The 20,387-nt window shown below is 64.1% G+C and carries 20 protein-coding genes; 10 read left to right on the plus strand and 10 right to left on the minus strand.

Annotation, left to right across the window (positions count from 1 at the left end):
• Window positions 1-1,212, minus strand: a complete 1,212-nt coding sequence (coaBC, locus tag ACFFP0_RS13555; protein ID WP_377261479.1) for a bifunctional phosphopantothenoylcysteine decarboxylase/phosphopantothenate--cysteine ligase CoaBC — start codon at window positions 1,210-1,212, stop codon at window positions 1-3.
• Window positions 1,213-1,466: 254 nt separating this feature from the next.
• Here coaBC and ACFFP0_RS13560 point away from each other — a divergent pair, with 254 nt between their 5' ends.
• Entirely contained in the window at window positions 1,467-2,024 is a 558-nt protein-coding gene (locus ACFFP0_RS13560; RefSeq protein WP_377261482.1) for a glyoxalase superfamily protein, read from the plus strand.
• Here the strand turns inward: ACFFP0_RS13560 and ACFFP0_RS13565 are convergent, their stop codons facing one another.
• Window positions 2,025-2,897 (minus strand): LysR family transcriptional regulator, encoded by an 873-nt coding sequence (locus ACFFP0_RS13565; protein ID WP_377261484.1) that lies wholly within the window; start codon window positions 2,895-2,897, stop codon window positions 2,025-2,027. It abuts the gene before it with no gap.
• 94 nt (window positions 2,898-2,991) lie between these two features.
• Between ACFFP0_RS13565 and ACFFP0_RS13570 the strand changes: the two genes are divergently transcribed.
• On the plus strand, window positions 2,992-4,263 hold the full coding sequence (locus ACFFP0_RS13570; RefSeq protein ID WP_377261487.1) for an MFS transporter: 1,272 nt from the start codon (window positions 2,992-2,994) through the stop codon (window positions 4,261-4,263).
• A gap of 3 nt (window positions 4,264-4,266) precedes the next feature.
• Here the strand turns inward: ACFFP0_RS13570 and ACFFP0_RS13575 are convergent, their stop codons facing one another.
• From ACFFP0_RS13575 to ubiE, 3 genes are all read right to left on the minus strand, one after another.
• Entirely contained in the window at window positions 4,267-5,862 is a 1,596-nt protein-coding gene (locus ACFFP0_RS13575; RefSeq protein WP_377261490.1) for an aromatic amino acid ammonia-lyase, read from the minus strand.
• A gap of 197 nt (window positions 5,863-6,059) precedes the next feature.
• On the minus strand, window positions 6,060-7,619 hold the full coding sequence (gene ubiB / locus ACFFP0_RS13580; protein WP_377261492.1) for a 2-polyprenylphenol 6-hydroxylase: 1,560 nt from the start codon (window positions 7,617-7,619) through the stop codon (window positions 6,060-6,062).
• Window positions 7,620-7,623: 4 nt separating this feature from the next.
• Window positions 7,624-8,400, minus strand: a complete 777-nt coding sequence (ubiE, locus tag ACFFP0_RS13585; protein ID WP_377261494.1) for a bifunctional demethylmenaquinone methyltransferase/2-methoxy-6-polyprenyl-1,4-benzoquinol methylase UbiE — start codon at window positions 8,398-8,400, stop codon at window positions 7,624-7,626.
• 145 nt (window positions 8,401-8,545) lie between these two features.
• Here ubiE and mutM point away from each other — a divergent pair, with 145 nt between their 5' ends.
• From mutM to ACFFP0_RS13615, 6 genes are all read left to right on the plus strand, one after another.
• Complete coding sequence (gene mutM / locus ACFFP0_RS13590) at window positions 8,546-9,424, plus strand: bifunctional DNA-formamidopyrimidine glycosylase/DNA-(apurinic or apyrimidinic site) lyase (protein WP_377261496.1); 879 nt, start codon at window positions 8,546-8,548, stop codon at window positions 9,422-9,424.
• 32 nt (window positions 9,425-9,456) lie between these two features.
• The gene (locus ACFFP0_RS13595; protein ID WP_377261498.1) at window positions 9,457-10,230 is read left to right on the plus strand and encodes an enoyl-CoA hydratase; all 774 of its coding nucleotides are present in this window, start codon (window positions 9,457-9,459) and stop codon (window positions 10,228-10,230) included.
• A 196-nt stretch (window positions 10,231-10,426) separates the two neighbouring features.
• Window positions 10,427-10,693 (plus strand): 30S ribosomal protein S20, encoded by a 267-nt coding sequence (gene rpsT / locus ACFFP0_RS13600; RefSeq protein WP_377261500.1) that lies wholly within the window; start codon window positions 10,427-10,429, stop codon window positions 10,691-10,693.
• An 848-nt stretch (window positions 10,694-11,541) separates the two neighbouring features.
• Window positions 11,542-13,104 (plus strand): chromosomal replication initiator protein DnaA, encoded by a 1,563-nt coding sequence (dnaA, locus tag ACFFP0_RS13605; protein WP_377261502.1) that lies wholly within the window; start codon window positions 11,542-11,544, stop codon window positions 13,102-13,104.
• Window positions 13,105-13,146: 42 nt separating this feature from the next.
• Window positions 13,147-13,725: a LysE family translocator gene (locus tag ACFFP0_RS13610; protein ID WP_377261505.1), complete on the plus strand. Its 579-nt coding sequence runs from the start codon at window positions 13,147-13,149 to the stop codon at window positions 13,723-13,725.
• A 9-nt stretch (window positions 13,726-13,734) separates the two neighbouring features.
• A complete protein-coding gene (locus ACFFP0_RS13615; protein ID WP_377261507.1) occupies window positions 13,735-14,343 on the plus strand; it encodes a class I SAM-dependent methyltransferase in 609 nt (202 codons plus the stop codon).
• 102 nt (window positions 14,344-14,445) lie between these two features.
• Here ACFFP0_RS13615 and hemW read toward each other — a convergent pair whose 3' ends face one another.
• The 4 genes from hemW to rph all read right to left on the minus strand — a co-directional run bounded on the left by hemW (window position 14,446) and on the right by rph (window position 17,658).
• Window positions 14,446-15,624 carry a radical SAM family heme chaperone HemW gene (hemW, locus tag ACFFP0_RS13620; protein WP_377261509.1) on the minus strand — a complete coding sequence of 393 codons (1,179 nt, stop codon included), beginning with the start codon at window positions 15,622-15,624 and terminating at the stop codon, window positions 14,446-14,448.
• 7 nt (window positions 15,625-15,631) lie between these two features.
• Window positions 15,632-16,276, minus strand: a complete 645-nt coding sequence (rdgB, locus tag ACFFP0_RS13625) for an RdgB/HAM1 family non-canonical purine NTP pyrophosphatase (RefSeq protein WP_377261511.1) — start codon at window positions 16,274-16,276, stop codon at window positions 15,632-15,634.
• A gap of 8 nt (window positions 16,277-16,284) precedes the next feature.
• The gene (locus ACFFP0_RS13630; protein WP_377261514.1) at window positions 16,285-16,692 is read right to left on the minus strand and encodes a VOC family protein; all 408 of its coding nucleotides are present in this window, start codon (window positions 16,690-16,692) and stop codon (window positions 16,285-16,287) included.
• Between the two features lie 249 nt (window positions 16,693-16,941).
• On the minus strand, window positions 16,942-17,658 hold the full coding sequence (rph, locus tag ACFFP0_RS13635; protein WP_377261517.1) for a ribonuclease PH: 717 nt from the start codon (window positions 17,656-17,658) through the stop codon (window positions 16,942-16,944).
• 233 nt (window positions 17,659-17,891) lie between these two features.
• Here rph and hrcA point away from each other — a divergent pair, with 233 nt between their 5' ends.
• Both hrcA and grpE read left to right on the plus strand, forming a co-directional pair.
• Window positions 17,892-18,971, plus strand: a complete 1,080-nt coding sequence (hrcA, locus tag ACFFP0_RS13640) for a heat-inducible transcriptional repressor HrcA (protein ID WP_377261520.1) — start codon at window positions 17,892-17,894, stop codon at window positions 18,969-18,971.
• 118 nt (window positions 18,972-19,089) lie between these two features.
• On the plus strand, window positions 19,090-19,734 hold the full coding sequence (gene grpE, locus ACFFP0_RS13645) for a nucleotide exchange factor GrpE (protein ID WP_377261523.1): 645 nt from the start codon (window positions 19,090-19,092) through the stop codon (window positions 19,732-19,734).
• 165 nt (window positions 19,735-19,899) lie between these two features.
• Here grpE and ptsN read toward each other — a convergent pair whose 3' ends face one another.
• Complete coding sequence (gene ptsN, locus ACFFP0_RS13650) at window positions 19,900-20,364, minus strand: PTS IIA-like nitrogen regulatory protein PtsN (protein WP_377261526.1); 465 nt, start codon at window positions 20,362-20,364, stop codon at window positions 19,900-19,902.
• Window positions 20,365-20,387: the final 23 nt, after the last annotated feature.

Consider the following 20,387-nt stretch of genomic DNA (forward strand, 5'->3'; position numbering starts at 1 on the left):
TCACGTTCCCGCCAGCCGGTTGGCGACCAGCCCGGCCAGCCTGTCCGCGACCTCCTCCTTGCCGAGGTCGGGCCATTCCTCGACGCCCTTCGCGCTGATGATCTTCACCCGGTTGCGGGTGCCACCCATGATCCCGGTCTCCGGGGAAACGTCGTTGGCGACGATCATGTCGGCGCCTTTGCGTTCGAGCTTGGCGCGGCCGTTTTTCTCCACGTCCTGGGTTTCGGCGGCGAAGCCGACCACCAGCTTCGGCCGTTTCCGGTGATGGCCGACCGTCTTCAGGATATCCGGGTTCTCGGCAAGCACCAGGGGCGGCGGCGCTTCGCCGGGCTGTTTCTTGATCTTCTGGCCGGCGGAGGCGGCAACGCGCCAGTCCGCGACGGCGGCCACCATGACGGCGATATCGACCGGCAGGCGGGAAACGACGGCCTCCAGCATCTCTTCGGCACGTTCCACATGCACGGTTTCGACGCCTGCGGGATCGGGAATGGTCACCGGACCAGAAACCAGCGTCACGTCCGCGCCGAGCCTCGCAAGCGCCGCCGCGATCGCATGCCCCTGCCGCCCCGAGGAGCGGTTGGCGATGTAGCGCACCGGGTCGATCGGCTCGTGCGTCGGCCCGGAGGTGACGACGGCGGTCTTGCCGGCCAGCGGCTTCGGCCCGCCGTCGAGCAGTCCGGCCGCGGCCGCGACGATCTCCAGCGGCTCGGCCATGCGACCCGTGCCGGCCTCGTTGCTTTCCGCCATCTCGCCCGCCATCGGGCCGATGAAATGGATGCCGTCGCCCGCAAGCGTCGCGGCATTGCGCTTCGTTGCGGGGGCCGCCCACATCTTCGGGTTCATGGCCGGGGCGATCAGCACCGGCCGGTCGGTGGCAAGCAGCACCGCGCTTGCGAGATCGTCGGCCAGCCCGTGCGCCATCTTCGCCATCAGGTCGGCGCTTGCCGGCGCGACGATCACCAGGTCGGCGTCGCGGGCAAGCCGGATATGGCCGACATCCTGCTCGTCCTCGCGGGAGAAGAGATCGACATAGACATGGCCGGCGGAAAGCGCGCCGACGGCAAGCGGGGTGATGAACTCCTGCGCCGCAGCCGTCATGACGGGCCGCACGGAAGCGCCGCGCTCGCGAAGCCGGCGGATGAGGTCGAGGCTCTTGTAGGCCGCGATGCCGCCGGAGATGATCAATAGGATGCGCTTGCCCGAAAATTCCATGCCCGTATCCGATGCCAGAGTGGCCGGACGCTAAGCCTTTGGCCGCCGACTTGCAATCGCCTTGCTGCTTGCATGCCAATCCGGACTGGGATACTCCTGTTTGCGGCCGGATGCGGCCAGCCGCCCGCGGGCTTTTCGAGCCGTGGTGAACGCATCCAGACCGACCTTCATCTTTCTCCATCCGGCCGACGATGACGAACGGATCAGCAATGCGGGCCCTGATCTTGCCGTTCGTCGGTTGAAAGGATGATGAGATGCGCGATTTCCGCGATGCGAAACTGATGGCCAAAAGCCTGCGCGAGGCGCTTGCAGAGCGTAAGGTTGATCTTACGCATGGCCAGGCGCTCGAACTGGTCGCGGCCCAGTTCGGTTATGACGGCTGGAACGTGTTTGCTGCACGGATCGCTGCGGCAGAACCGCAGCAAGCGAAGCCGGACGAAGTCCCGATCCAGCCGGCCATTCCGATCTTCCGGATTTTCTCCGTCGACAAGGCCATGGAATTCTATCGCGGCTTCCTGGGCTTCAACGTCGATTGGGAGCATAGCTTCGGGGAGAACTTCCCGCTCTATTGCCAGATCTCCCGTAGCGGCATGCTGATGCATCTTTCCGAACACTCGGGCGATGCCTCGCCCGGCGCGCGCGTCTTCGTGCCGATGCGGGGCATCCGGGCCTTCCATGCCGAACTGACCGGAAAGAACTACGCCTACATGCGGCCCGGCCTGAAACAGGCGGACTGGGGCCTTGAAGTCACGGTCACCGACCCATTCAGCAACCGCATCACCTTTTGCGAACGCGAGATCAAGCAGGGCTGATCAGACGAGGTTCATCAGGTTGAGGGCGATCGGGGAGCGTTGCGCCTTCAGCACGGCGAGCCCCAGCCGCGCGATCAGCGGCGGCCCTTCGATCGGCCGGTAGGCGACACCCTCGATCGCGAGTTTCGCGATCGAGGCAGGCACGATGGAGACGCCGAGATCGGCGGCCACCAGGTTGATGACCGAGGGGATCTGCGGCGCCTCCTGCGTCACCACCAGTTCGAACCCGGCCTCGCGGCAGCCGCGCACGATATCGTCGTAAAGGCTGAGGCCCACGGTGCGGGGAAAGAGGATGAACGGCTCGCCCGCAAGCGCCGCAAGGGGAACCCGGGCCTGCCCGGCAAGCGGATGATGCGCGGGCAGCGCGACCAGCATCGGCTCGTCCGGCAGCCGCTTCAGCCGCACTTCCTTCGGGTCCTCCAGGCCGGGGCGGATGAAGGCGGCATCGATTTCGCCGCGCACCAGCTTTTCCATCAGCCAGTTGCTGTTCATCTCGGTAAGCGCCAGCGCCACGTCCGGCCACTGGCCGCGGAAACGGCGGATTGCGCCGGTGACGAGCGGGTTGAAGGCGGAGGAGGCGGTGAAGCCGAGCGCCAGCCGGCCGGTTTCTCCACGGGCAGCACGCTGGGCCGCGAGTACCGCATTGTCAGCCGCGGCTAACGAAGCCTTTGCCTCGGCAAGAAAGGCGATGCCCGCCGCGGTCAGTTCCGCGCCATGCGGCACGCGGTGGAACAGGGTCGCGCCGATCTCGATTTCCAGGATGCGGATCTGCTGGCTGAGCGGCGGCTGCCCGATGCCGAGCCGGGCCGCGGCGCGCGTGAAATTGCCTTCTTCCGCGACGGCCAGGAAATATCGGATGTGACGGAGTTCCATCGCTATCTGTAAAACCTATCAAGATCGCCTGATCCATATATTGGACAAATAGAGTGGGTCTGGCTACCCTTTTTGCTGCAACAGGTTTCCGATCATGCCAAGTGTCGCCGAATTTCGGTCAAAAGCGTCCGCTCGTCCCGATCTCCATCTCGTCAAGTCCGCGGCGGATAGCCAGGAAAAGCGGTTCCTGGCGCGCGGCACGCCGGCTTACCGGCGTGCCAGCTTCGCGCTCTTTCTGTCCGGCTTCTCGACATTCTCGCTGCTTTACTGCGTACAGCCGCTGATGCCGATCTTCTCGCACGATTTCGGAGTGAGCCCGGCTGCAAGCTCGCTGTCCCTTTCGCTCTCCACCGGCTTCCTGGCCTTTGCGATCTTCTGCGCCGCGGCCGTATCCGAGCGTTTCGGCCGCCGCAGCCTGATGTTCGCGTCGCTGCTCGGCGCCTCGCTCTGCACGATCGCCTGCGCGCTGACGCCGGACTGGAACGCGCTGCTCGTCATCCGCGCGCTCGAAGGCTTCCTGCTCGGCGGTGTTCCGGCCGTCGCCATGGCCTATCTGTCGGAGGAGGTCGATCCGCGGGGCCTTGGCGCGTCGATGGGCCTCTATATCGCCGGCAACGCCTTCGGCGGCATGGCGGGACGTGTCGTCACAGGCATGCTGGCGGAATATTTCTCCTGGCGCCTGGCGCTCGCCGGCATCGGCCTGCTCGGCATTGCCGCGGCGATCGGTTTCCTCGTCCTCCTGCCGCCCTCGCGCAATTTCGTCGCCCGCAGGTCCGATGCACGTTATCACGTCGATGCCTGGTTCGGGCACCTGAACAATCCGGCCCTGGCACTGCTGTTCGCCATCGGTTTCCTGATGATGGGCGCTTTCGTGACGATCTACAACTATGCCGGCTTCCGGCTGGTCGCGGCCCCCTACGATCTCAACCAGACCGAACTCGGGCTGATCTTCACGGTCTACCTTTTCGGTATTGCCGCTTCCTGGGCGGCGGGGCTGCTGGGTGATCGTTTTGGACATTTCCTGGTCATGCCCGCGGGCATCCTGATCGCCGTCGCCGGCGTTGCGGTGACGCTCGCCGCGCCGCTCTGGGCGATCATTCTCGGCATCGTGCTGCTGACGGTGGGCTTCTTCATGGCCCATTCGGTCGCGAGCGCCCTGGTGGGCAGGCTCGCACGCGGCACCAAGGGCCATGCGTCGTCGCTCTATCTGCTCGGCTATTATCTCGGCTCCAGCGTTGCCGGCTCGGTCGGCGGGCATTTCTGGAGCGCCGATGGCTGGTGGGCGGTCGTCGCTTTCACCGGCGCCCTGCTGCTCGTCTCGCTCGCCGCCGCCCTGCGGGCAAGGCGGCTTGCGGAAAAGGCCTGAAAATCAGTGATATACGAAGCCGCGCGCGGAGGAAGGATGCGACCGGAGCGCATCCATGCCGAAGCCGCCGAGCGCGAAGAAGCCGTCGATCGCATGGATCGGGGAAAGGGCGATGAGCCCGGTCAGGAATTCCTCCGAGGCCAGTTCATCCTCGATCGCCTCGACCTCCGCCGAAAGCGGCCGGTCGACGGTATAGAAGGCCGCGTGCCGCCGCACGACCTCGTAGACGAGCTTCACCGCGCCTTCGGGCTGGTCGCCATGAATGTCCATCGCCTGGGCGGAAAGCAGCGCCTCGATGGCCGCAAGCCGTTTCAGCGCCTGCATCTGCCGGTCGAAACGTTCGATGACGAGCGGCAGGAAGGCCGCTTCGTCCTCCATGCCGCCGGCCACGACGAGCGACTGGGCGGAGACGGGATTGGTCATCGAGAGAACGCGGGAGAAGATCTCGCCGGCTAGCTTGATGATCGGCCCGAAGCCGGTGGCGATCGCCCCTTCCGGAACGAGGTTGACGGGCAGTCCGCGCCGCTGGCCGTTGCCCAGCAGGACGCAGCGGTTGAAGGAGTTGCGGGCCGCATGCGCCATGCACAGCACCGCCGATTCCAGTAGAACCGTCACGTCGAGCGGCAGCGATCCGCCGGACGTCAGCACCCGGCCCTCGGCGATCACCGGGTTGTCGTCCGACCGGCCGGTAGCGGCGAGGATCTTGTGCCCGGCCGTCAGAACGCTCTCGAAGACGGTGCCGAAGACCTGCGCGATCATGCGAAGGCTCAAGGGGTCCTGCACATGCGTGCCGCTCGGCCAGTCCCAGCCCTCGGACGCGTTGCACAGCCATTTGCCGATCATCGCCTCGCGCGCCGTCCCCACATGCGTGACCGCGATCCAAGGGTCGCGCGAGGCGCCCATGGCGCCCGAGGCGGCGAGGCCCGTTGCGAGCAGCGTGCGCAGCGCCCCGGCGGCCGCGCGGGTGGCTTCGGCCGCGGCCGCGAAGCTCACGGAATTGACGCTGAGCGAGGCGAGGCCGTCACGCGGCGCCATGCGGGAGGGCCGCAGCCCGGCTCTTCTAAAGGCCTCCTCCGCCGGCAGCCGCTCGCCCCGGAAAACAGCCTCGCCGACGCCGGTCAGCACCGCGCCGATCTGCCCCATCAGCCCGATATCGGCGCAGCCGATCGAACCGGTGCGGCGCACGACCGGGATCACGTCCGCCGCCAGCAGCTCCAGATAGGCATGGACGAGATCGGTCGAACATCCGACATAACCGGTCAGCGCCGTATTGACCCTGAGCGCCATGGCGTTGCGGACGACGGAGATGGGAAAGGGTTCGCCGGTGCCGAAGTGATGGGCGCGCACGAGCCCGAGGTTGAAGGCGTCGAGCTCCTCGTTCGACCACGCGACGTCCTTCATCGCGCCGACGCCCGTCGTGGCGCCGTAGACCGGCATGCCCGCCGCCATCGCCTGTTCCACGACGGACCTTGCCGCCTGCACGCGGGCGAGGCCCTCCGGCGCCGCCGCCACCTGCGCGCCACCCCTGCCGATCAGCAGCAGTTCCGCAAAACCGATCGGTTGGCCGGTGAGTTCGATGGGTATCTTCGCGTCGGGCATGTCGTCCTCTTTGTTCATAAACTACAGCATCGGCCCGAAAATCGGAATCGATTTTCGGAAAGCACGATGCGTAGATTCAATAGGTTAGAACGCCGTGCATCCATTCGGACGTACGGCGTTCTACCGGAGGTGACGGGTTGGGGAATATCCCAAAATACGGACATCCGATGTCGCGGCCGGTGGCGTCAAGCACCTCGTCAAAGTGTGAAGGCTATGTAGAGGAGCGACAATGCGATGATCCAGAGCGCCACGCGGCCGGAACGGCTGTGCCGCGCTTCCGCCTGGCCGATCGCTTCGGCCGTTTCCGGGTCGAAGCGCAGGCCGTGCTCGCTCATGTGGAGAAGCTCTCCATGGAATTTCTCGGTCTTCGTCGCGATCTCCGGCACGGCCTCCGCGAGCTTCACCACGGCCCTCAGACTGTCCTTGATGTCCGAGACGACCCGCTTGGGGCCGAGATTGGCGCGAATCCACTCGCCGACGACGGGTTCGGAAGCCTTCCACATGTTGAAGCGAGGGTTCAGCATGCGCGACACGCCTTCGACGACGACCATGGTCTTCTGCAGAAGGATGAGTTCCGGCCGCGTCTGCATTTCGAAGAGGTCGGTCACTTCGAAGAGCAGCGCGAGCAGCCGGGCCATGGAGATCGTCTCGGCCGGCTGGCCGTGGATCGGCTCGCCGATCGCGCGGATCGCCTGGGCAAAGCTCGACACATCGTGATGGGCGGGCACGTAGCCCGCCTCGAAATGCACCTCGGCGACGCGCCTGTAGTCGCGGGTGATGAAGCCGTAGAGGATTTCGGCAAGGAAACGCCGTTCCTTCTTGCCGAGCCGTCCGACGATGCCCATGTCCACGGCGACGATCGTGCCGGTGGAATCGACGAACAGATTGCCGGGATGCATGTCGGCGTGGAAGAAGCCGTCGCGCAGCGTATGGCGCAGGAACGACTGGATCAGCACGTCGGCAAGTTTTTCGATGTCGTGGCCGGCGGCCCGCAGGGCGGCAATGTCCGACATCTTGATGCCGTCGATCCACTCCATGGTGATGACGTCGCGCCCTGTCCGCTCCCAGTCCACCTGCGGCACGCGGAAGCCGGGATCGTCCTTGGTGTTCTCGGCGATCTCGGAAAGGGCGGCCGCCTCCAGTCGCAGGTCCATCTCCACCTTGGTGGTCTGTTCGAGCGTCCGCGTCACTTCGACCGGCCTCAGGCGCCGGCTGGAGGGCACGAAACGTTCCTGCATGCGCGAGAGGAGATACATGCTCTCGATGTCATGGGCGAAACGCTGCCGCACGCCGGGACGCACGACCTTCACCGCCATCTGCTTGCCGTTCACCTGAGCCGGGTGCACCTGCGCGATCGAGGCGGCGGCGATCGGCTCGCCGAAGGAGGAATAAAGATCGTCGATCGGACGGCCGAGCGAGCCCTCGATGGCCGATTTCGCCGCTTCCGTCGGGAAGAAGGCCATCCGGTCCTGCAGCATTGCCAGATCGACGGCCCAGTCGACGCCCACGACATCGGGGCGGGTGGCGAGGAACTGGCCTATCTTCACATAGGACGGGCCGAGCCTGTCGACCGCCCGCGTCAGCCGCTCGCTGCGCGCCTGCTTGAGCGAGTGGTTGCGCGCAAGCGGCTCGATCAGCGATTTCATAAGGCCGACGGAAGGCGGCAGGCCCTGGGAGGGCAGCGACGAAACGACGCCTTCACGCACGAGGACCCACCCGACGCGGGCCAGCCGGAAATAGGCTCCGAGCGTGCTCATCAGATCAGAGTTTCCAGCCGGAATGCAGCGCCGCGATGCCGCCGGTGTAATTGGTATAGGTCACGCGCGAGAAGCCGGCATTGCGGATCATCGCCGCGAAATTCTCCTGGTTGGGGAACTTGCGGATCGATTCCACCAGATACTGGTAGGGTTCGGCATCGCCGGTGATCATCTTGCCGAAGCGCGGGATCGCCTTGAACGACCATTCGTCGTAGAAGCGCTCCAGCAGCGGCATCTCCACCTCGGAAAACTCCAGCACCAGCAGCCTCCCGCCGCGCTTCAGCACGCGATAGGCCTCCTTCAGCGCCACGTCGATACGCGGCACGTTGCGGATGCCGAAGGCGATCGTATAGGCGTCGAAGGAATTCGCCTCGAAGGGCAGGGTTTCGGCGTTCGCCTCGACGAAATCGAGGTTTTCGGAAAGCTTCCGCTTGGCCGCGCGCTCGGCGCCTACGGCCAGCATCGAGCCGTTGATGTCGAGCACCGTCGTATGGGCCTTGCGGCCCGAGGCCTCGACGATCCGGAAGGCGATGTCGCCGGTGCCGCCCGCCACATCCAGGGTTTTGTAGCCGGCACCCTTGTGCGGGTTGAGTGCCGCCACCATCGCATCCTTCCAGACGCGGTGCATCCCTGCCGACATGACGTCGTTCATCACGTCGTAGCGCTTGGCGACCTTGTGGAAGACGTCGTTGACGAGGCCCTGCTTCTCTCCGTCCGCCACCCGGCGGAAGCCATAGGATGTCTCCATGCCGCCGTCGGCGCTGGTACGGGCTTCGGTCATCGATGAACTCCTGAACTCTGCATGGCGACCATAGCGAAATCGGTCCGGCTTCGCTATCTGTGGCGCGCCCATTATAGATGGATGCGACATCCGGTCCGCTCTATAGAGCAGGATTCGCACGGTTGGAACAGGAAGTTAGGAAGAGATGCCCGAATTGCCAGAGGTGGAAACGGTCCGGCGCGGTCTCGCCCCGGCGATGGAGGGTGCGGTGATCGCGAGGCTGGAGCTGAACCGGCCCGACCTGCGGTTTCCGCTGCCGGAAAATTTCGCCGATGCCGTCCGCGAGCGGCGCATCGTCTCGCTCGGCCGCCGCGCCAAATACCTGCTGATCGATCTGGAAGACGATCTCACCGTGATCAGCCATCTCGGCATGTCCGGGTCCTTCCGCATCGAGGAGGAGACGCTCGGCGAATTCCATCACCCGCGCTCCAAGGACCGGAAGCACGATCATGTCGTCTTCCACCTGCGGCATGCGAAAGGGCCGCTGAAGGTCATCTACAACGACCCGCGCCGGTTCGGTTTCATGCAGCTCTGGAAGCGCAGCGCGCTCGATCTTTATCCCGCCTTCGCCGCGCTGGGACCCGAGCCGACCGGCAACGCGCTCGATGCCGATTATCTGGCGGAACGTTTCGCCGGCAAGAGCCAGCCGCTCAAGGGCGCGCTGCTCGACCAGACGGTGATCGCCGGCCTCGGCAATATATACGTGTGCGAGGCGCTGTGGCGTTCGCATCTTGCGCCCACGCGCGCGGCCGGCAGCGTCGTCACCGGGACCGGCAGGCCGAAGAAGGAACTCGCACTTTTGACGGAGGCGATCCGCAGCGTCATCGCCGATGCGATCGCGGCCGGCGGCTCTTCGCTCCGCGATCATATCCGGACGGACGGTTCGCTCGGCTATTTCCAGCATTCCTTCTCCGTTTACGATCGCGAAGGCGGGGCTTGCCGCACGCCGGGCTGCGGCGGTACGGTCGCCCGCATCACCCAGGCCGGCCGCTCCACCTTCCATTGCCCGGCCTGCCAGAAATAAGAGAACGGCCGGAAACGAAGAGGAGATACCGGATGAGCTACGAGACCCTGCTGACCGAAACCCGCGGGCCCGTGGCGCTCGTCACGCTCAACCGGCCGAAGGCGCTCAACGCGCTGAATTCCACGGTCATGGCGGAACTCGCCGATGCGCTCGCCGGTTTCGGCAGGCGGGAGGAGATCGGCGCGATCGTGCTGACCGGTTCCGAAAAGGCTTTCGCGGCCGGCGCCGATATCAAGGAAATGCAGGGCATCGACTTTGTCGAGGCCTATGTGAGCGACTTCATTTCCGGCTGGGAGGCGATCGCCTCGACCCGCAAGCCGGTGATCGCCGCCGTTTCCGGCTTCGCGCTCGGCGGCGGTTGCGAACTGGCGATGATGTGCGACTTCATCATCGCCTCGGATACCGCGAAGTTCGGCCAGCCGGAGATCACGCTGGGCGTCATCCCCGGCATGGGCGGTTCGCAGCGCCTCACCCGCGCCGTCGGCAAGGCCAAGGCCATGGATCTGGTATTGACCGGCCGGATGATGGATGCGGCGGAGGCCGAGCGGGCCGGGCTGGTGGCCCGCATCGTGGCGCCCGAGCGGCTGGTCGATGAGGCCGTCGAGGCGGCGGCGAAGATCGCCTCCTTCCCGCGGGCGGCGGTGCTGATGGCCAAGGAAGCCGTCGGCCGCTCCTATGAGACGACGCTTGCCGAAGGCCTGCGTTTCGAGCGGCGGCTCTTCCATTCGCTTTTCGCCACCGCCGACCAGAAGGAGGGCATGGCGGCCTTCGTGGAAAAGCGTAAACCTCAGTTCCGGAACCGCTGAAAGAGGATCGTTATCGATCAGGATACGCGTTGCCAGAATCTGCGTTGACGGGAGCGGGTATTCCGGTTATATGCCCGCCCACAGTTGGGAAAGCCTGATCACGGCTTCCTCTATTGCTCCCGAATTGCTGGATGAAGGGTCGCAGGACCGGCGCGGCAACGGTGGAGTTTGGTTCGAATTCGTAGAGAGGCATGAAATGGCCAATACAACTTCGGCGAAGAAGGCGACCCGCAAGATCGCTCGCCGTACTGCAGTCAACAAGGCTCGCCGTTCGCGCGTCCGTGGCTTCATCCGCAAGGTTGAGGAAGCCATCGCAACGGGTGACATCGCTATTGCCGCCGAGGCTCTGAAGGCTGCCCAGCCGGAGATCCAGCGCGCCGCGTCCAAGGGCGTGCTTCACAGCAACACGGCGTCCCGGAAGGTGTCCCGTCTGGCGGCCCGTGTGAAGGCTCTTTCGGCCTGATCAATCCAAAAATTTGCGATGCAAAAGAGCCTGGTCGATTGACCGGGCTTTTTGTGATTCTCTCAGCCTGCCTTATAATTATCCGGCTCATTAACAATTTCGTGTCAGGGGCGTGACATAAAAAACTGTTTTGAATCAATAGTTTGTGGGAGGTCTATGAGTCTGCGGGTGACTTTCCGGGCCCCTAAAAGCCCTGCAACCGAGTCAAGAAGTTTTTTATTTTTTCTGTGAACAATCGCCCGGAATGTATGCCATTTTTGAATCTCATTGATTCAACAGCGATTCTCCGTGAAGGCCTCTGTGACATTCAAATCACGCTCGTTGAGTCAACGCCCGCCTCTTAATTTTGCGTAAAATTCATCATTGATCTTGGGATTTGATCCTGCCTAAATGGCTCTCAGCAAGGGGCGCGGGGACTACTTCAGAGGGCTGTCGGCAACCGTCCTGTTTAGGATGGCGCGGAGACTTTCTGCCTCTTGCTACGGGATAAGCTTCCCGTTTCCCAGGTAACTGTCGGTTGTGTGCCGGAAAGGAACACTTTCCGGAGACGCTCGGTTTTTGTCCACTTTTTATCCGGCGCCTGCCGGTGAAGGAGAAATGAAGAGTTCGGGCGGCTCATGACGAGGATGAGACGTTCGTCGAAGCGGGGTGGCTCCCGTGTGTCGGGCCTGTATACGAGGCGGGCCGGGCAAGGTTTCGATCGCCGAAAGGCGGGGGAGGCCTTTGAAAAAGGGGAAGGCGGCGGCAGTTCTCAATGAGTGGGAACGTTTTGCTATGCCTTGAAACAAGGTTGGTCCTGGCGGCGTAAACGAGAACCGCCGGGCTGCAAGATTGGAAGGCGGCGAATAATGCAAATGAATACTGTATCGGCCCGTGCAGGTAATGGGGACCATGCGCGGCAGGCACTTGATTCAAGTTGCTCCCAGGCGGCAGGGGAAACGTCAGAAATGAAGCATAATGCTCTTTTTGAGCGGTTCAGCACGCGTTTGAAAGCACAGGTGGGTCAGGACGTATATGCAAGCTGGTTCGGGCGTTTGAAGCTGCATTCGGTCTCCAAGAGCATGGTGCGTCTCACCGTGCCGACCACCTTTCTGAAATCCTGGATCAACAATCGTTATCTCGATCTCATCACCTCCATCTTCCAGGCGGAAGACCCGGAAATCCTGAAAGTGGAGATCCTGGTGCGCAGTGCAAGCCGCAGCGCCCGCGCTCCGGCGGCATGCGAAGATCGCGCGCTTTTGCCGGAACCGGCGGCCCAGCCGGCCCAGCGTCCGCAGATGCCGCGCGAAATCGGCAAGATCGCCGCTTTCGCGGCGCCTGCCGCCGCACAGTCCCGTCCCGCGCAGGCGCCCGGTCCGTTGTTCGGTTCGCCGCTCGACAGCCGCTTCACCTTTGAAACCTTCGTGGAAGGCCCGTCGAACCGCGTGGCGCTCGCCGCCGCCAGGACGATCGCCGAAGCCGGCGCCGGCGCGGTGCGCTTCAACCCGCTTTTCGTCCATTCCGGCGTCGGTCTCGGCAAGACCCATCTTCTGCAGGCGATCGCCAACGCGGCGGTAAGCAGCGAACGCATGCCGCGGGTGGTCTATCTGACGGCCGAATATTTCATGTGGCGCTTTGCCACCGCGATCCGCGACAACGACGCGCTGACGCTCAAGGACTCGCTGCGCAATATCGACCTGCTGATCATCGACGACATGCAGTTCCTGCAGGGCAAGATGATCCAGAACGAGTTCTGCCATCTCCTCAATATGCTGCTCGACAGCGCAAAGCAGGTCGTCGTCGCCGCCGACCGCGCTCCGTGGGAGCTGGAATCGCTCGATCCGCGCGTCCGTTCGCGCCTGCAGGGCGGCGTGGCGATCGAGGTCGAGGCGCCGGACTACGAGATGCGCCTCGAAATGCTGAAGCGCCGCCTTGCCGTCGCCCGTCAGGATGACCCGTCGCTCGATATCCCGATGGAAATCCTCTCCCATGTCGCGCGCAATGTCGCCAATAGCGGCCGCGAGCTGGAAGGCGCATTCAACCAGTTGATTTTCCGCCGTTCTTTCGAGCCGTCGCTGTCGATCGAACGCGTCGACGAGCTGCTTGCGCATCTGGTCGGTTCGGGCGAGGCCAAGCGCGTCCGCATCGAGGATATCCAGCGTATCGTCGCCCGCCATTATAATGTGTCGCGCCAGGAACTGGTCTCCAACCGCCGCACGCGCGTCATCGTCAAGCCGCGTCAGGTCGCCATGTATCTCTCGAAGACCATGACGCCGCGCTCTTTCCCGGAAATCGGGCGTCGTTTCGGCGGCCGCGATCATACGACCGTGTTGCATGCGGTCCGCAAGATCGAGGAAATGATCACCGGCGATACCAAGCTCAGCCACGAGGTCGAGCTTCTGAAGCGGCTGATCAACGAGAACAACGCCTGAGGCCATGTTTCTTCTCTCCGTTGCAACGATTTGGGCCGTGGCGTGCATAACGCCGGGCCTAACACGTTGCTGGTGATGCGGTATGCGCTGACGGCGCCGCGCCGGGTGGCGATCGTGGCGGCGATGGGAACCATTACGGGAACTCTTTGCTGGGGCCTTGCCGGCTGGCTGGGCATCAACGTTCTCTTCCAGGCGGCGCCATTCGCCTATCTGGCCCTGAAGATCGTCGGCGGGCTCTATCTCGTCTGGCTCGGGGCAAAGATCTTCCTCGACATCCGAAGGGCGCGGCAGGCGGACGACTTTGCGGCGCAACGCGTCGATGTGCCGCTGAAGACCGCCTATCGCATGGGGCTTGCGACCAATCTGGCCAATCCGAAATCGGCCCTGTTCGTCGCCAGTCTGTTTGCCGCGACAATGCCCGCGGGCACGCCGTTCTTTTATGGGCTTGCGGCGACCGCCGTGATGGTCGTGGTCTCTACCGTGTATTATACCTGCCTGATCGGCCTGATCACCCATCGCAGGGCCGCGGCCGCCTATCTTGGCGCCAAAAAGCGGATCGATCTTGGCGTGGGCCTCATCTTCATGGGGTTTGGAACGAGGCTCCTGTTGTCCTCGAAGTGAGGAGTGGCGATGTCAACCGACAGTGACCCGACGGGGCGCTTTTATGCCGAGAATGCCGCAACCTATGCCGACTGGTTCACGACGCCGAGCTTGAAGCGGCTCGCGGTTTTCCTCGCAAGGCTTGAGCCGGGCGCGCAGGTCCTTGAACTCGGCTGCGGCAATGGGCGTGACAGCGCGGCCATGCTCGAGCGCGGCTTCCGCGTCGTGCCGACCGACGGCACGCCGGAAATGGCGAGCGAAGCCGGAAAACGCCTGGGCATGCCGGTGCGCGTGCTTCGTTTCGAGGATGTCGATGCCGTTGACGCCTTCGACGGCGTCTGGGCCAATGCCTGCCTGCTGCATGTGCCCCGGGCGGGGCTTGCCTCCGTCTTCGGCAAGATCCACGCGGCTCTTCGCCCCGGCGGCGTCTTTTATGCGAGCTTCAAGGCCGGTAAGGCGGAAGGCCACGACGGGCTCGGCCGCTACTACAACTATCCTTCACGGGATTGGCTGCGCGAGACCTACGAAACCCTGCCCTGGGGATCGATCGAGATCGATGCGGTGCATGGCGGCGGTTACGACAACCAGCCCACCGATTGGCTGCATGTGCTTGCGGTGAAGCAGCCATCCTCCTCCTGAGGAGGAGCGGACTGGATATCCGGCATGATCATCGTCCCCGGCGGGCCGTCGGCAGCCCATGCTGTCGACCTTTCCTCCGGAGGTTCGGGGCGAGCCGATCGTTCAGCAGGCCAGATCGGCCACCACGGCGTCCAGGATCAGCATGCCGGACGGCGTGCAGCGCAGGCGGGAATTGCCGAGCCGCTCGATAAACCCGTGCTCCAGCAGGCGCTCCTCGCGGATGGGATCGGGATCCCGGCCGGAAAGCTGCTGCCAGCGGGCGAGATCGACGCCTTCGCGCAGCCGCAGCCCCATCAGCAGCAGCTCGTCGGCCTGTTCCTCGAAGCCGAGCACGTCCTGGTCGATCATGCCGTGACCTTCGCGCTCGACCTGCTCAAGCCATGTCTCCGGGCGCCGTTCCGTCGACGTTGCGATCTTGTTGCGGCCGCGCGTCAGGCGGCCATGCGCTCCGGGGCCGATGCCGGCATAGTCGCCGTAGCGCCAGTAGGTGAGGTTGTGCCGGCTTTCCGCGCCCGGCCGGGCATGGTTGGAAACCTCGTAGGCCGGCATGCTGTGGCGCGCGGTGATCTCCTGCGTCGCTTCGTAAAGGGCCGCGGACTGGTCGCCGTCCGGCACGATCAGCTTGCCCGCCTTGTGCAGGCCGTAGAAGGGCGTGCCTTCCTCGATGGTGAGCTGATAGAGCGACAGGTGGTCCACCGCGTAGGAAATGGCTTCCGTCAGTTCCGCTTCCCAGGCCTCCACCGTCTGGTTCGGCCGCGCATAGATGAGGTCGAAGCTCATCCGCGGAAAAATGTCGCGGGCAAGCCGGATCGCCTGCAGCGCGTCGGCGACGTCGTGCAGCCGCCCGAGGAAGCGGAGATCCGCATCGTTCAGGGCCTGCACGCCGAGCGAAACGCGGTTGACGCCGGTGTCCCGGTAGCCGCGGAAGCGGGTTGCCTCCACGCTTGAGGGGTTGGCCTCCATGGTCACCTCGATACCGTCCGGCACATGCCAGTGCCGGGCGATGCCGTCGAGGATGGCCGAGACCGTCGCGGGGTCCATGAGGGAAGGCGTGCCGCCGCCCAGGAAGATGCTGGTGACGGTCTTCGGGCCGCTCATGCGCCGCATCGTCTCCATCTCCCGCAGGAAGGCGGCGGCAAAACGCGGCTGGTCGACCGGCTTATGGCGCACATGGCTGTTGAAGTCGCAATAGGGACATTTGGCCGCACAGAAGGGCCAATGCACATAAACGCCAAATCCGGGCTCACCGGTATCGGGCAGAAGCGTCGCGGCGGAGTTCAAGGCAGGCTCAGGCCTCCAGGCAGGTTTCGACGAAACGCTTGAAGGCGCGGGCGCGATGGGAAAGCGCTTGGGGCTCGCCGATCTTCCAGCCGTGCTTTTCTTCCGAGCTCATCTCGCCGAAAGTGATGTCATAACCTTCCGGTTGGAAGACCGGATCGTAACCGAAACCCTGCGTGCCGCGCGGCGGCCAGGCGACGGTCCCCTCCACCTCGCCGCGGAAGAATTCCGTATGCCCGTCCGGCCAGGCAAGGCAGAGCACGCTGACGAAACGGCAGGTGCGCTGTTCCGGGCGCGAGGCGCCCCGCTCTTCGAGCGCTTTTTCGACCTTTTCCATCGCCATCTGGAAGTCGCGCGTGCCATCCTCCCGTTCGGCCCAGTTGGCGGTATAGACGCCCGGCGCGCCGTCGAGCGCGTCGATGACCAGGCCGGAATCGTCCGACAGCGCCGGCAGGCCCGAGGCCCTGGCGGAAGCGAGCGCCTTGATCGCGGCATTTTCCTCGAAGGTCGTGCCGGTTTCCTCCGGCTCTTCGAACTTCAGCTCCGCAGCGGATTTCGCCGAAAAGCCGAGCGGGCCGATCAGCTCGGCGATTTCGCGGATTTTCCCTGCATTGTGGCTGGCGACGACGATCGTCTTGGTGTCGAGCTTGCGCATAAAAATTCCTATTCGAGATTCCAGAGCCTGGGCTCCGCGCATTCCAGGCTGTTGCCGGCGGGATCGCGAAAATAGATCGAGCGGGCGCCGTTCGGCCAGCGGAAATCGCTTTCGATGGCAATACCTGCCTTGTTGAGCTTTTCCGCGATCCTGTCAATCGCCTCGCCGCTTACCCTGAAACAGGCGTGTCCCGCCCCGGTTGCGCCGTGCGGCGGCACGAGCAGACTGCCGGCAGGCGGCGGCTTCACCGTTTCCTCCGGATTGAAGATCAGCAGGATGCCGGGGCCGCAACGGAAGAAGACATGCCGGTCGCCGGCGCGGAGGATTTTCTGAAGGCCCAGCACGCCGCCATAGAAGGCTTCCGCGGCGTCGAGATCGTCGGCATAAAGCGAGGTTTCGAGAATGCCTTCGATCATGAAGAGCCACCTGCCGTGTTGAATTGCGTCACCAGGCCGAGGCCCTGGCCATGCCGGCCCGGATATCTGCCCCCATGGGCCTTGTCGCCGGAGCGCTTCCGCTCGCTCCCGGTATTCGGTGGTCGTTCCGGCCTCGGCCGGCAGGCGCATCATGCCCGAGGCTTTTGATGGCGGAACCGAACCCGACGGCGGTACGGATGTCCGGGGATCAGGCAAATGATCCCCTCCGACATCGGGCTTCCAAAGATCTCAGCCGATCGCCTGCTTCTGAAGCGCCACCAGTTCCCGCGTGCCTGCCTGGGCGAGCGCGAGAAGCTGCAGGAATTCCTCCTGGCTGAAGGGCGCGCCTTCCGCCGTGCCCTGCACCTCGACAATGCCGCCTGCGCCGGTCATGACGAAATTGGCGTCCGTCTCGGCGGCGGAATCCTCCAGGTAGTCGAGGTCGATCACCGGCTGCCCGGCGAAAATGCCGCAGGAGATCGCCGCCACATGGTCCTTCAGAACCTTCTCGACCTTGATCATCGAGCGGGTCTCCATCCACTTCAGGCAGTCGTAAAGAGCCAGCCAGCCGCCGGTGATCGAGGCCGTGCGCGTGCCGCCATCCGCCTGGATGACGTCGCAGTCGACCGTGATCTGCCGCTCGCCGAGCGCTTCGAGATCGATGACGGCGCGCAGCGACCGGCCGATCAGGCGCTGGATTTCCTGGGTACGGCCGCCCTGCTTGCCGGCGGCGGCTTCGCGCTTCATGCGCTCGCCCGTGGCGCGCGGCAGCATGCCGTATTCGGCCGTCACCCAGCCCTTGCCGGAATTCCGCAGCCACGGCGGCGTCTTCTCCTCAAGGCTCGCGGTGCAGAGCACATGCGTATCGCCGAACTTGACGAGGCAGGAACCTTCCGCATGCTTGGAGAAATTGCGCTCGAACGAGACCTTGCGCATCTGGTTTGTCTGTCTGCCTGAAGGCCGCATTCTTGTCTCCCTGGAATTCTTGTCTCCGCCTTCTAGAGCAATTCCGGGAAAGGAGTGAAGCGGTTTTCCATCCGGACTTGCGAATCTTTGAGATCCCGGCCGCCACCCGTGAGGAAGAAGCACCTTTCGTTCCCCTTGCGGAGAGGGATCGGCGGGAGCGGATTTTCCCTTTTGCGATAATGGCGGGAATGACTATATTTTCGTGCAGGATCAATGAAACGGTGAAGGATTCAATGGGTTTTCCGGGACCGACGGCCAGGGACAGCGGCTCACTGCTCGACGATCGTTCGCGCGAGATTTTCCGCCGCATCGTCGAAAGCTATCTTGATACCGGCGAACCGCTTGGCTCCCGCAACCTGTCCCGCCTTCTGCCGATGTCCCTCTCGCCGGCCTCGGTGCGCAATGTGATGAGCGATCTCGAGGAGCTCGGCCTCATCTATTCCCCGCATGTCAGCGCCGGACGGCTGCCGACCCAGACAGGGCTGAGGTTCTTCGTCGACGCCTTCATGCAGGTCGGCAATCTTTCGGAGGAGGAGCGGGCCAGCATCGACCGCCAGATCCATCCGGCGGATCGGGACCAGCCGGTCGAAAGCCTGATGGCGGAGGCGAGCTTGATGCTCTCGGGCGCTTCGCGCGGGGCCGGCATCGTCATCACGACCAAGAGCGACCCGGTCCTCAAACATGTCGAATTCATACGGCTGGAGCCCACCAAGGCGCTCGCCGTGCTGGTCGGCGATCACAACCAGGTGGAAAACCGCATCATCGACCTGCCGGCCGGCGTCACATCCTCGCAGCTCACCGAGGCCGCGAATTTCCTCAACGCGCATCTGACCGGCCAGACGCTGCCGGAGCTGCGCAGCGAACTCAAGAAGCTGAAGGACCGGGTTGAGGGCGAGCTTTACGCGCTGTCGCAGGATCTCGTGGAACGGGGCCTCGCCGTCTGGTCCGGCGACAGCGAGGAGGGCAAGCCCAGCCAGCTCATCGTGCGCGGCCGCGCCAACCTTCTTCAGGGGCTTGACGATACCGCCGATCTCGATCGCCTGCGCCTTCTCTTCGACGATCTGGAGAAGAAGGACAGCCTGATCGAAATCCTCGAACTGGCCGAGCGGGGGCCGGGCGTGCGCATCTTCATCGGTTCGGAGAACAAGCTCTTCTCGCTTTCGGGGTCGTCGCTCATCGTCGCGCCCTATCGGGATGGCGAGGATCGCATCGTCGGCGCCGTCGGCGTCATCGGTCCGACCCGGCTCAATTATTCCCGCATCGTGCCGATGGTGGACTATACGGCCCAGCTCCTCGCAAGGCTGTCGCGTTGAGCGCGGCAGGGTGCCGGCATCCAACTTTCCGGCCAAGCCTTGATTTTTTCACCCCAAACCTCGATATCGGGCACAAATCGAAGCCCAGAAATCCAAGTAGGAATAACCGGAGACCGTCATGACCGACGAAACCAAGAAGAACGGACCTGACGCAGCTGCCGCCGAAAGCTCGGCGGAAGCCGTAGCGTCTGCTCTTGAGGACGCGGCCGATCAGAATGCTGCAGAAACGCCGGCCGTCGAGCTCGATCCCCTCGACGCGTTGAAGGCGGAAAATGCCGAGCTGCGCGACCGCTTCCTGCGGCTCGCCGCCGAGATGGACAACCTGCGCCGCCGCACCGAACGCGACGTGAAGGACACCAAGTCCTATGCCGTCGCAAGCTTCGCCCGCGACATGCTGGCCGTGTCGGACAATCTGCGTCGGGCGCTGGATGCCGTGCCGACCGAGATGCGCGCCGGCGCCGATGCGACCTTGACCACGCTTCTCGAAGGCGTCGAGATGACCGAGCGTTCGATGCTTTCGGCGCTGGAACGTCACGGCGTGCGGAGGATCGAGGCGGAAGGCGAGAAGTTCGATCCGAACTTCCACCAGGCGATGTTCGAGATCCCGAACTCCAATGTGCCGAACAACACGGTCGTCCAGGTGGTTCAGGCCGGTTTCACCATTGGCGAGCGCGTGCTGCGCCCCGCCATGGTCGGCGTCGCCAAGGGTGGCCCCAGGTCGGAAGCGCCTGCCGCCGAGACGGCCGGCGAAAAGAAGGCCTGAGGCAAGAAGGCCCGGGAAAATGCCGGGAGCGGGCAATGCGCCTCGCTCCCTGCCTTACCCGATGCATGTCGCGCAAGCGGCATCAGGTCCGAATGACAAAACCGCCCGGAGCCTTTTAGGCTGCCGGGCGGTTTCGCTTCCGTCCCCACGAAATCGTGTCTGCCGTCATGCGGCGTGGTTGGCCTGTTCCTCGTTGAGGAAGGCATAGATCGCCGATGCGGAATCGGTCTTGCGCAGCTTCGCCACCAGTTCCTGGTCGCGAAGCACGCGGGCGATGCGCGACAGCGCCTTCAGGTGGTCCGCGCCGGCGCCTTCCGGTGCGAGTAGCAGGAAGACGAGGTCGACCGGCTCGTCGTCGAGAGCCTCGAAATCCACAGGCGCTTCAAGGCGCGCAAAAATGCCCTTGATCGAGGAAATGCTGCCGAGCTTGCCGTGCGGAATGGCGATGCCATGGCCGACGCCCGTGGAGCCGAGCCTTTCCCGCTGCAGGATGACGTCGAAAATCTCCCGTTCGGCAACACCGGTGAGCTTGGAAGCCTTGGCCGCCAGTTCCTGCAAAAGCTGCTTTTTGGAGTTCACCTTGAGGGCAGGAATAATCGCATCTTGCTGCAGCAAATCTGCCAATGCCATTCTCGTCATCCTTTGTGCCGCAA

The organism is Neorhizobium puerariae (assembly GCF_042429745.1).
GTDB lineage: Bacteria > Pseudomonadota > Alphaproteobacteria > Rhizobiales > Rhizobiaceae > Neorhizobium > Neorhizobium puerariae.

What these genes read in the sequence shown, in the direction of transcription:
- ACFFP0_RS13565 (WP_377261484.1), bottom strand. Translation starts at nt 2,897, where the DNA reads ATGGAACTCCGTCACATCCGATATTTCCTGGCCGTCGCGGAAGAAGGC.
- hrcA (WP_377261520.1), top strand. Translation starts at nt 17,892, where the DNA reads ATGGGTTTTCCGGGACCGACGGCCAGGGACAGCGGCTCACTGCTCGAC.
- ACFFP0_RS13615 (WP_377261507.1), top strand. Translation starts at nt 13,735, where the DNA reads ATGTCAACCGACAGTGACCCGACGGGGCGCTTTTATGCCGAGAATGCC.
- coaBC (WP_377261479.1), bottom strand. Translation starts at nt 1,212, where the DNA reads ATGGAATTTTCGGGCAAGCGCATCCTATTGATCATCTCCGGCGGCATC.
- rdgB (WP_377261511.1), bottom strand. Translation starts at nt 16,276, where the DNA reads ATGCGCAAGCTCGACACCAAGACGATCGTCGTCGCCAGCCACAATGCA.
- mutM (WP_377261496.1), top strand. Translation starts at nt 8,546, where the DNA reads ATGCCCGAATTGCCAGAGGTGGAAACGGTCCGGCGCGGTCTCGCCCCG.
- grpE (WP_377261523.1), top strand. Translation starts at nt 19,090, where the DNA reads ATGACCGACGAAACCAAGAAGAACGGACCTGACGCAGCTGCCGCCGAA.
- ACFFP0_RS13570 (WP_377261487.1), top strand. Translation starts at nt 2,992, where the DNA reads ATGCCAAGTGTCGCCGAATTTCGGTCAAAAGCGTCCGCTCGTCCCGAT.
- ACFFP0_RS13575 (WP_377261490.1), bottom strand. Translation starts at nt 5,862, where the DNA reads ATGCCCGACGCGAAGATACCCATCGAACTCACCGGCCAACCGATCGGT.
- rpsT (WP_377261500.1), top strand. Translation starts at nt 10,427, where the DNA reads ATGGCCAATACAACTTCGGCGAAGAAGGCGACCCGCAAGATCGCTCGC.
- rph (WP_377261517.1), bottom strand. Translation starts at nt 17,658, where the DNA reads ATGCGGCCTTCAGGCAGACAGACAAACCAGATGCGCAAGGTCTCGTTC.
- ubiE (WP_377261494.1), bottom strand. Translation starts at nt 8,400, where the DNA reads ATGACCGAAGCCCGTACCAGCGCCGACGGCGGCATGGAGACATCCTAT.
- dnaA (WP_377261502.1), top strand. Translation starts at nt 11,542, where the DNA reads ATGCAAATGAATACTGTATCGGCCCGTGCAGGTAATGGGGACCATGCG.
- ACFFP0_RS13595 (WP_377261498.1), top strand. Translation starts at nt 9,457, where the DNA reads ATGAGCTACGAGACCCTGCTGACCGAAACCCGCGGGCCCGTGGCGCTC.
- ptsN (WP_377261526.1), bottom strand. Translation starts at nt 20,364, where the DNA reads ATGGCATTGGCAGATTTGCTGCAGCAAGATGCGATTATTCCTGCCCTC.
- ACFFP0_RS13630 (WP_377261514.1), bottom strand. Translation starts at nt 16,692, where the DNA reads ATGATCGAAGGCATTCTCGAAACCTCGCTTTATGCCGACGATCTCGAC.
- ubiB (WP_377261492.1), bottom strand. Translation starts at nt 7,619, where the DNA reads ATGAGCACGCTCGGAGCCTATTTCCGGCTGGCCCGCGTCGGGTGGGTC.
- ACFFP0_RS13560 (WP_377261482.1), top strand. Translation starts at nt 1,467, where the DNA reads ATGCGCGATTTCCGCGATGCGAAACTGATGGCCAAAAGCCTGCGCGAG.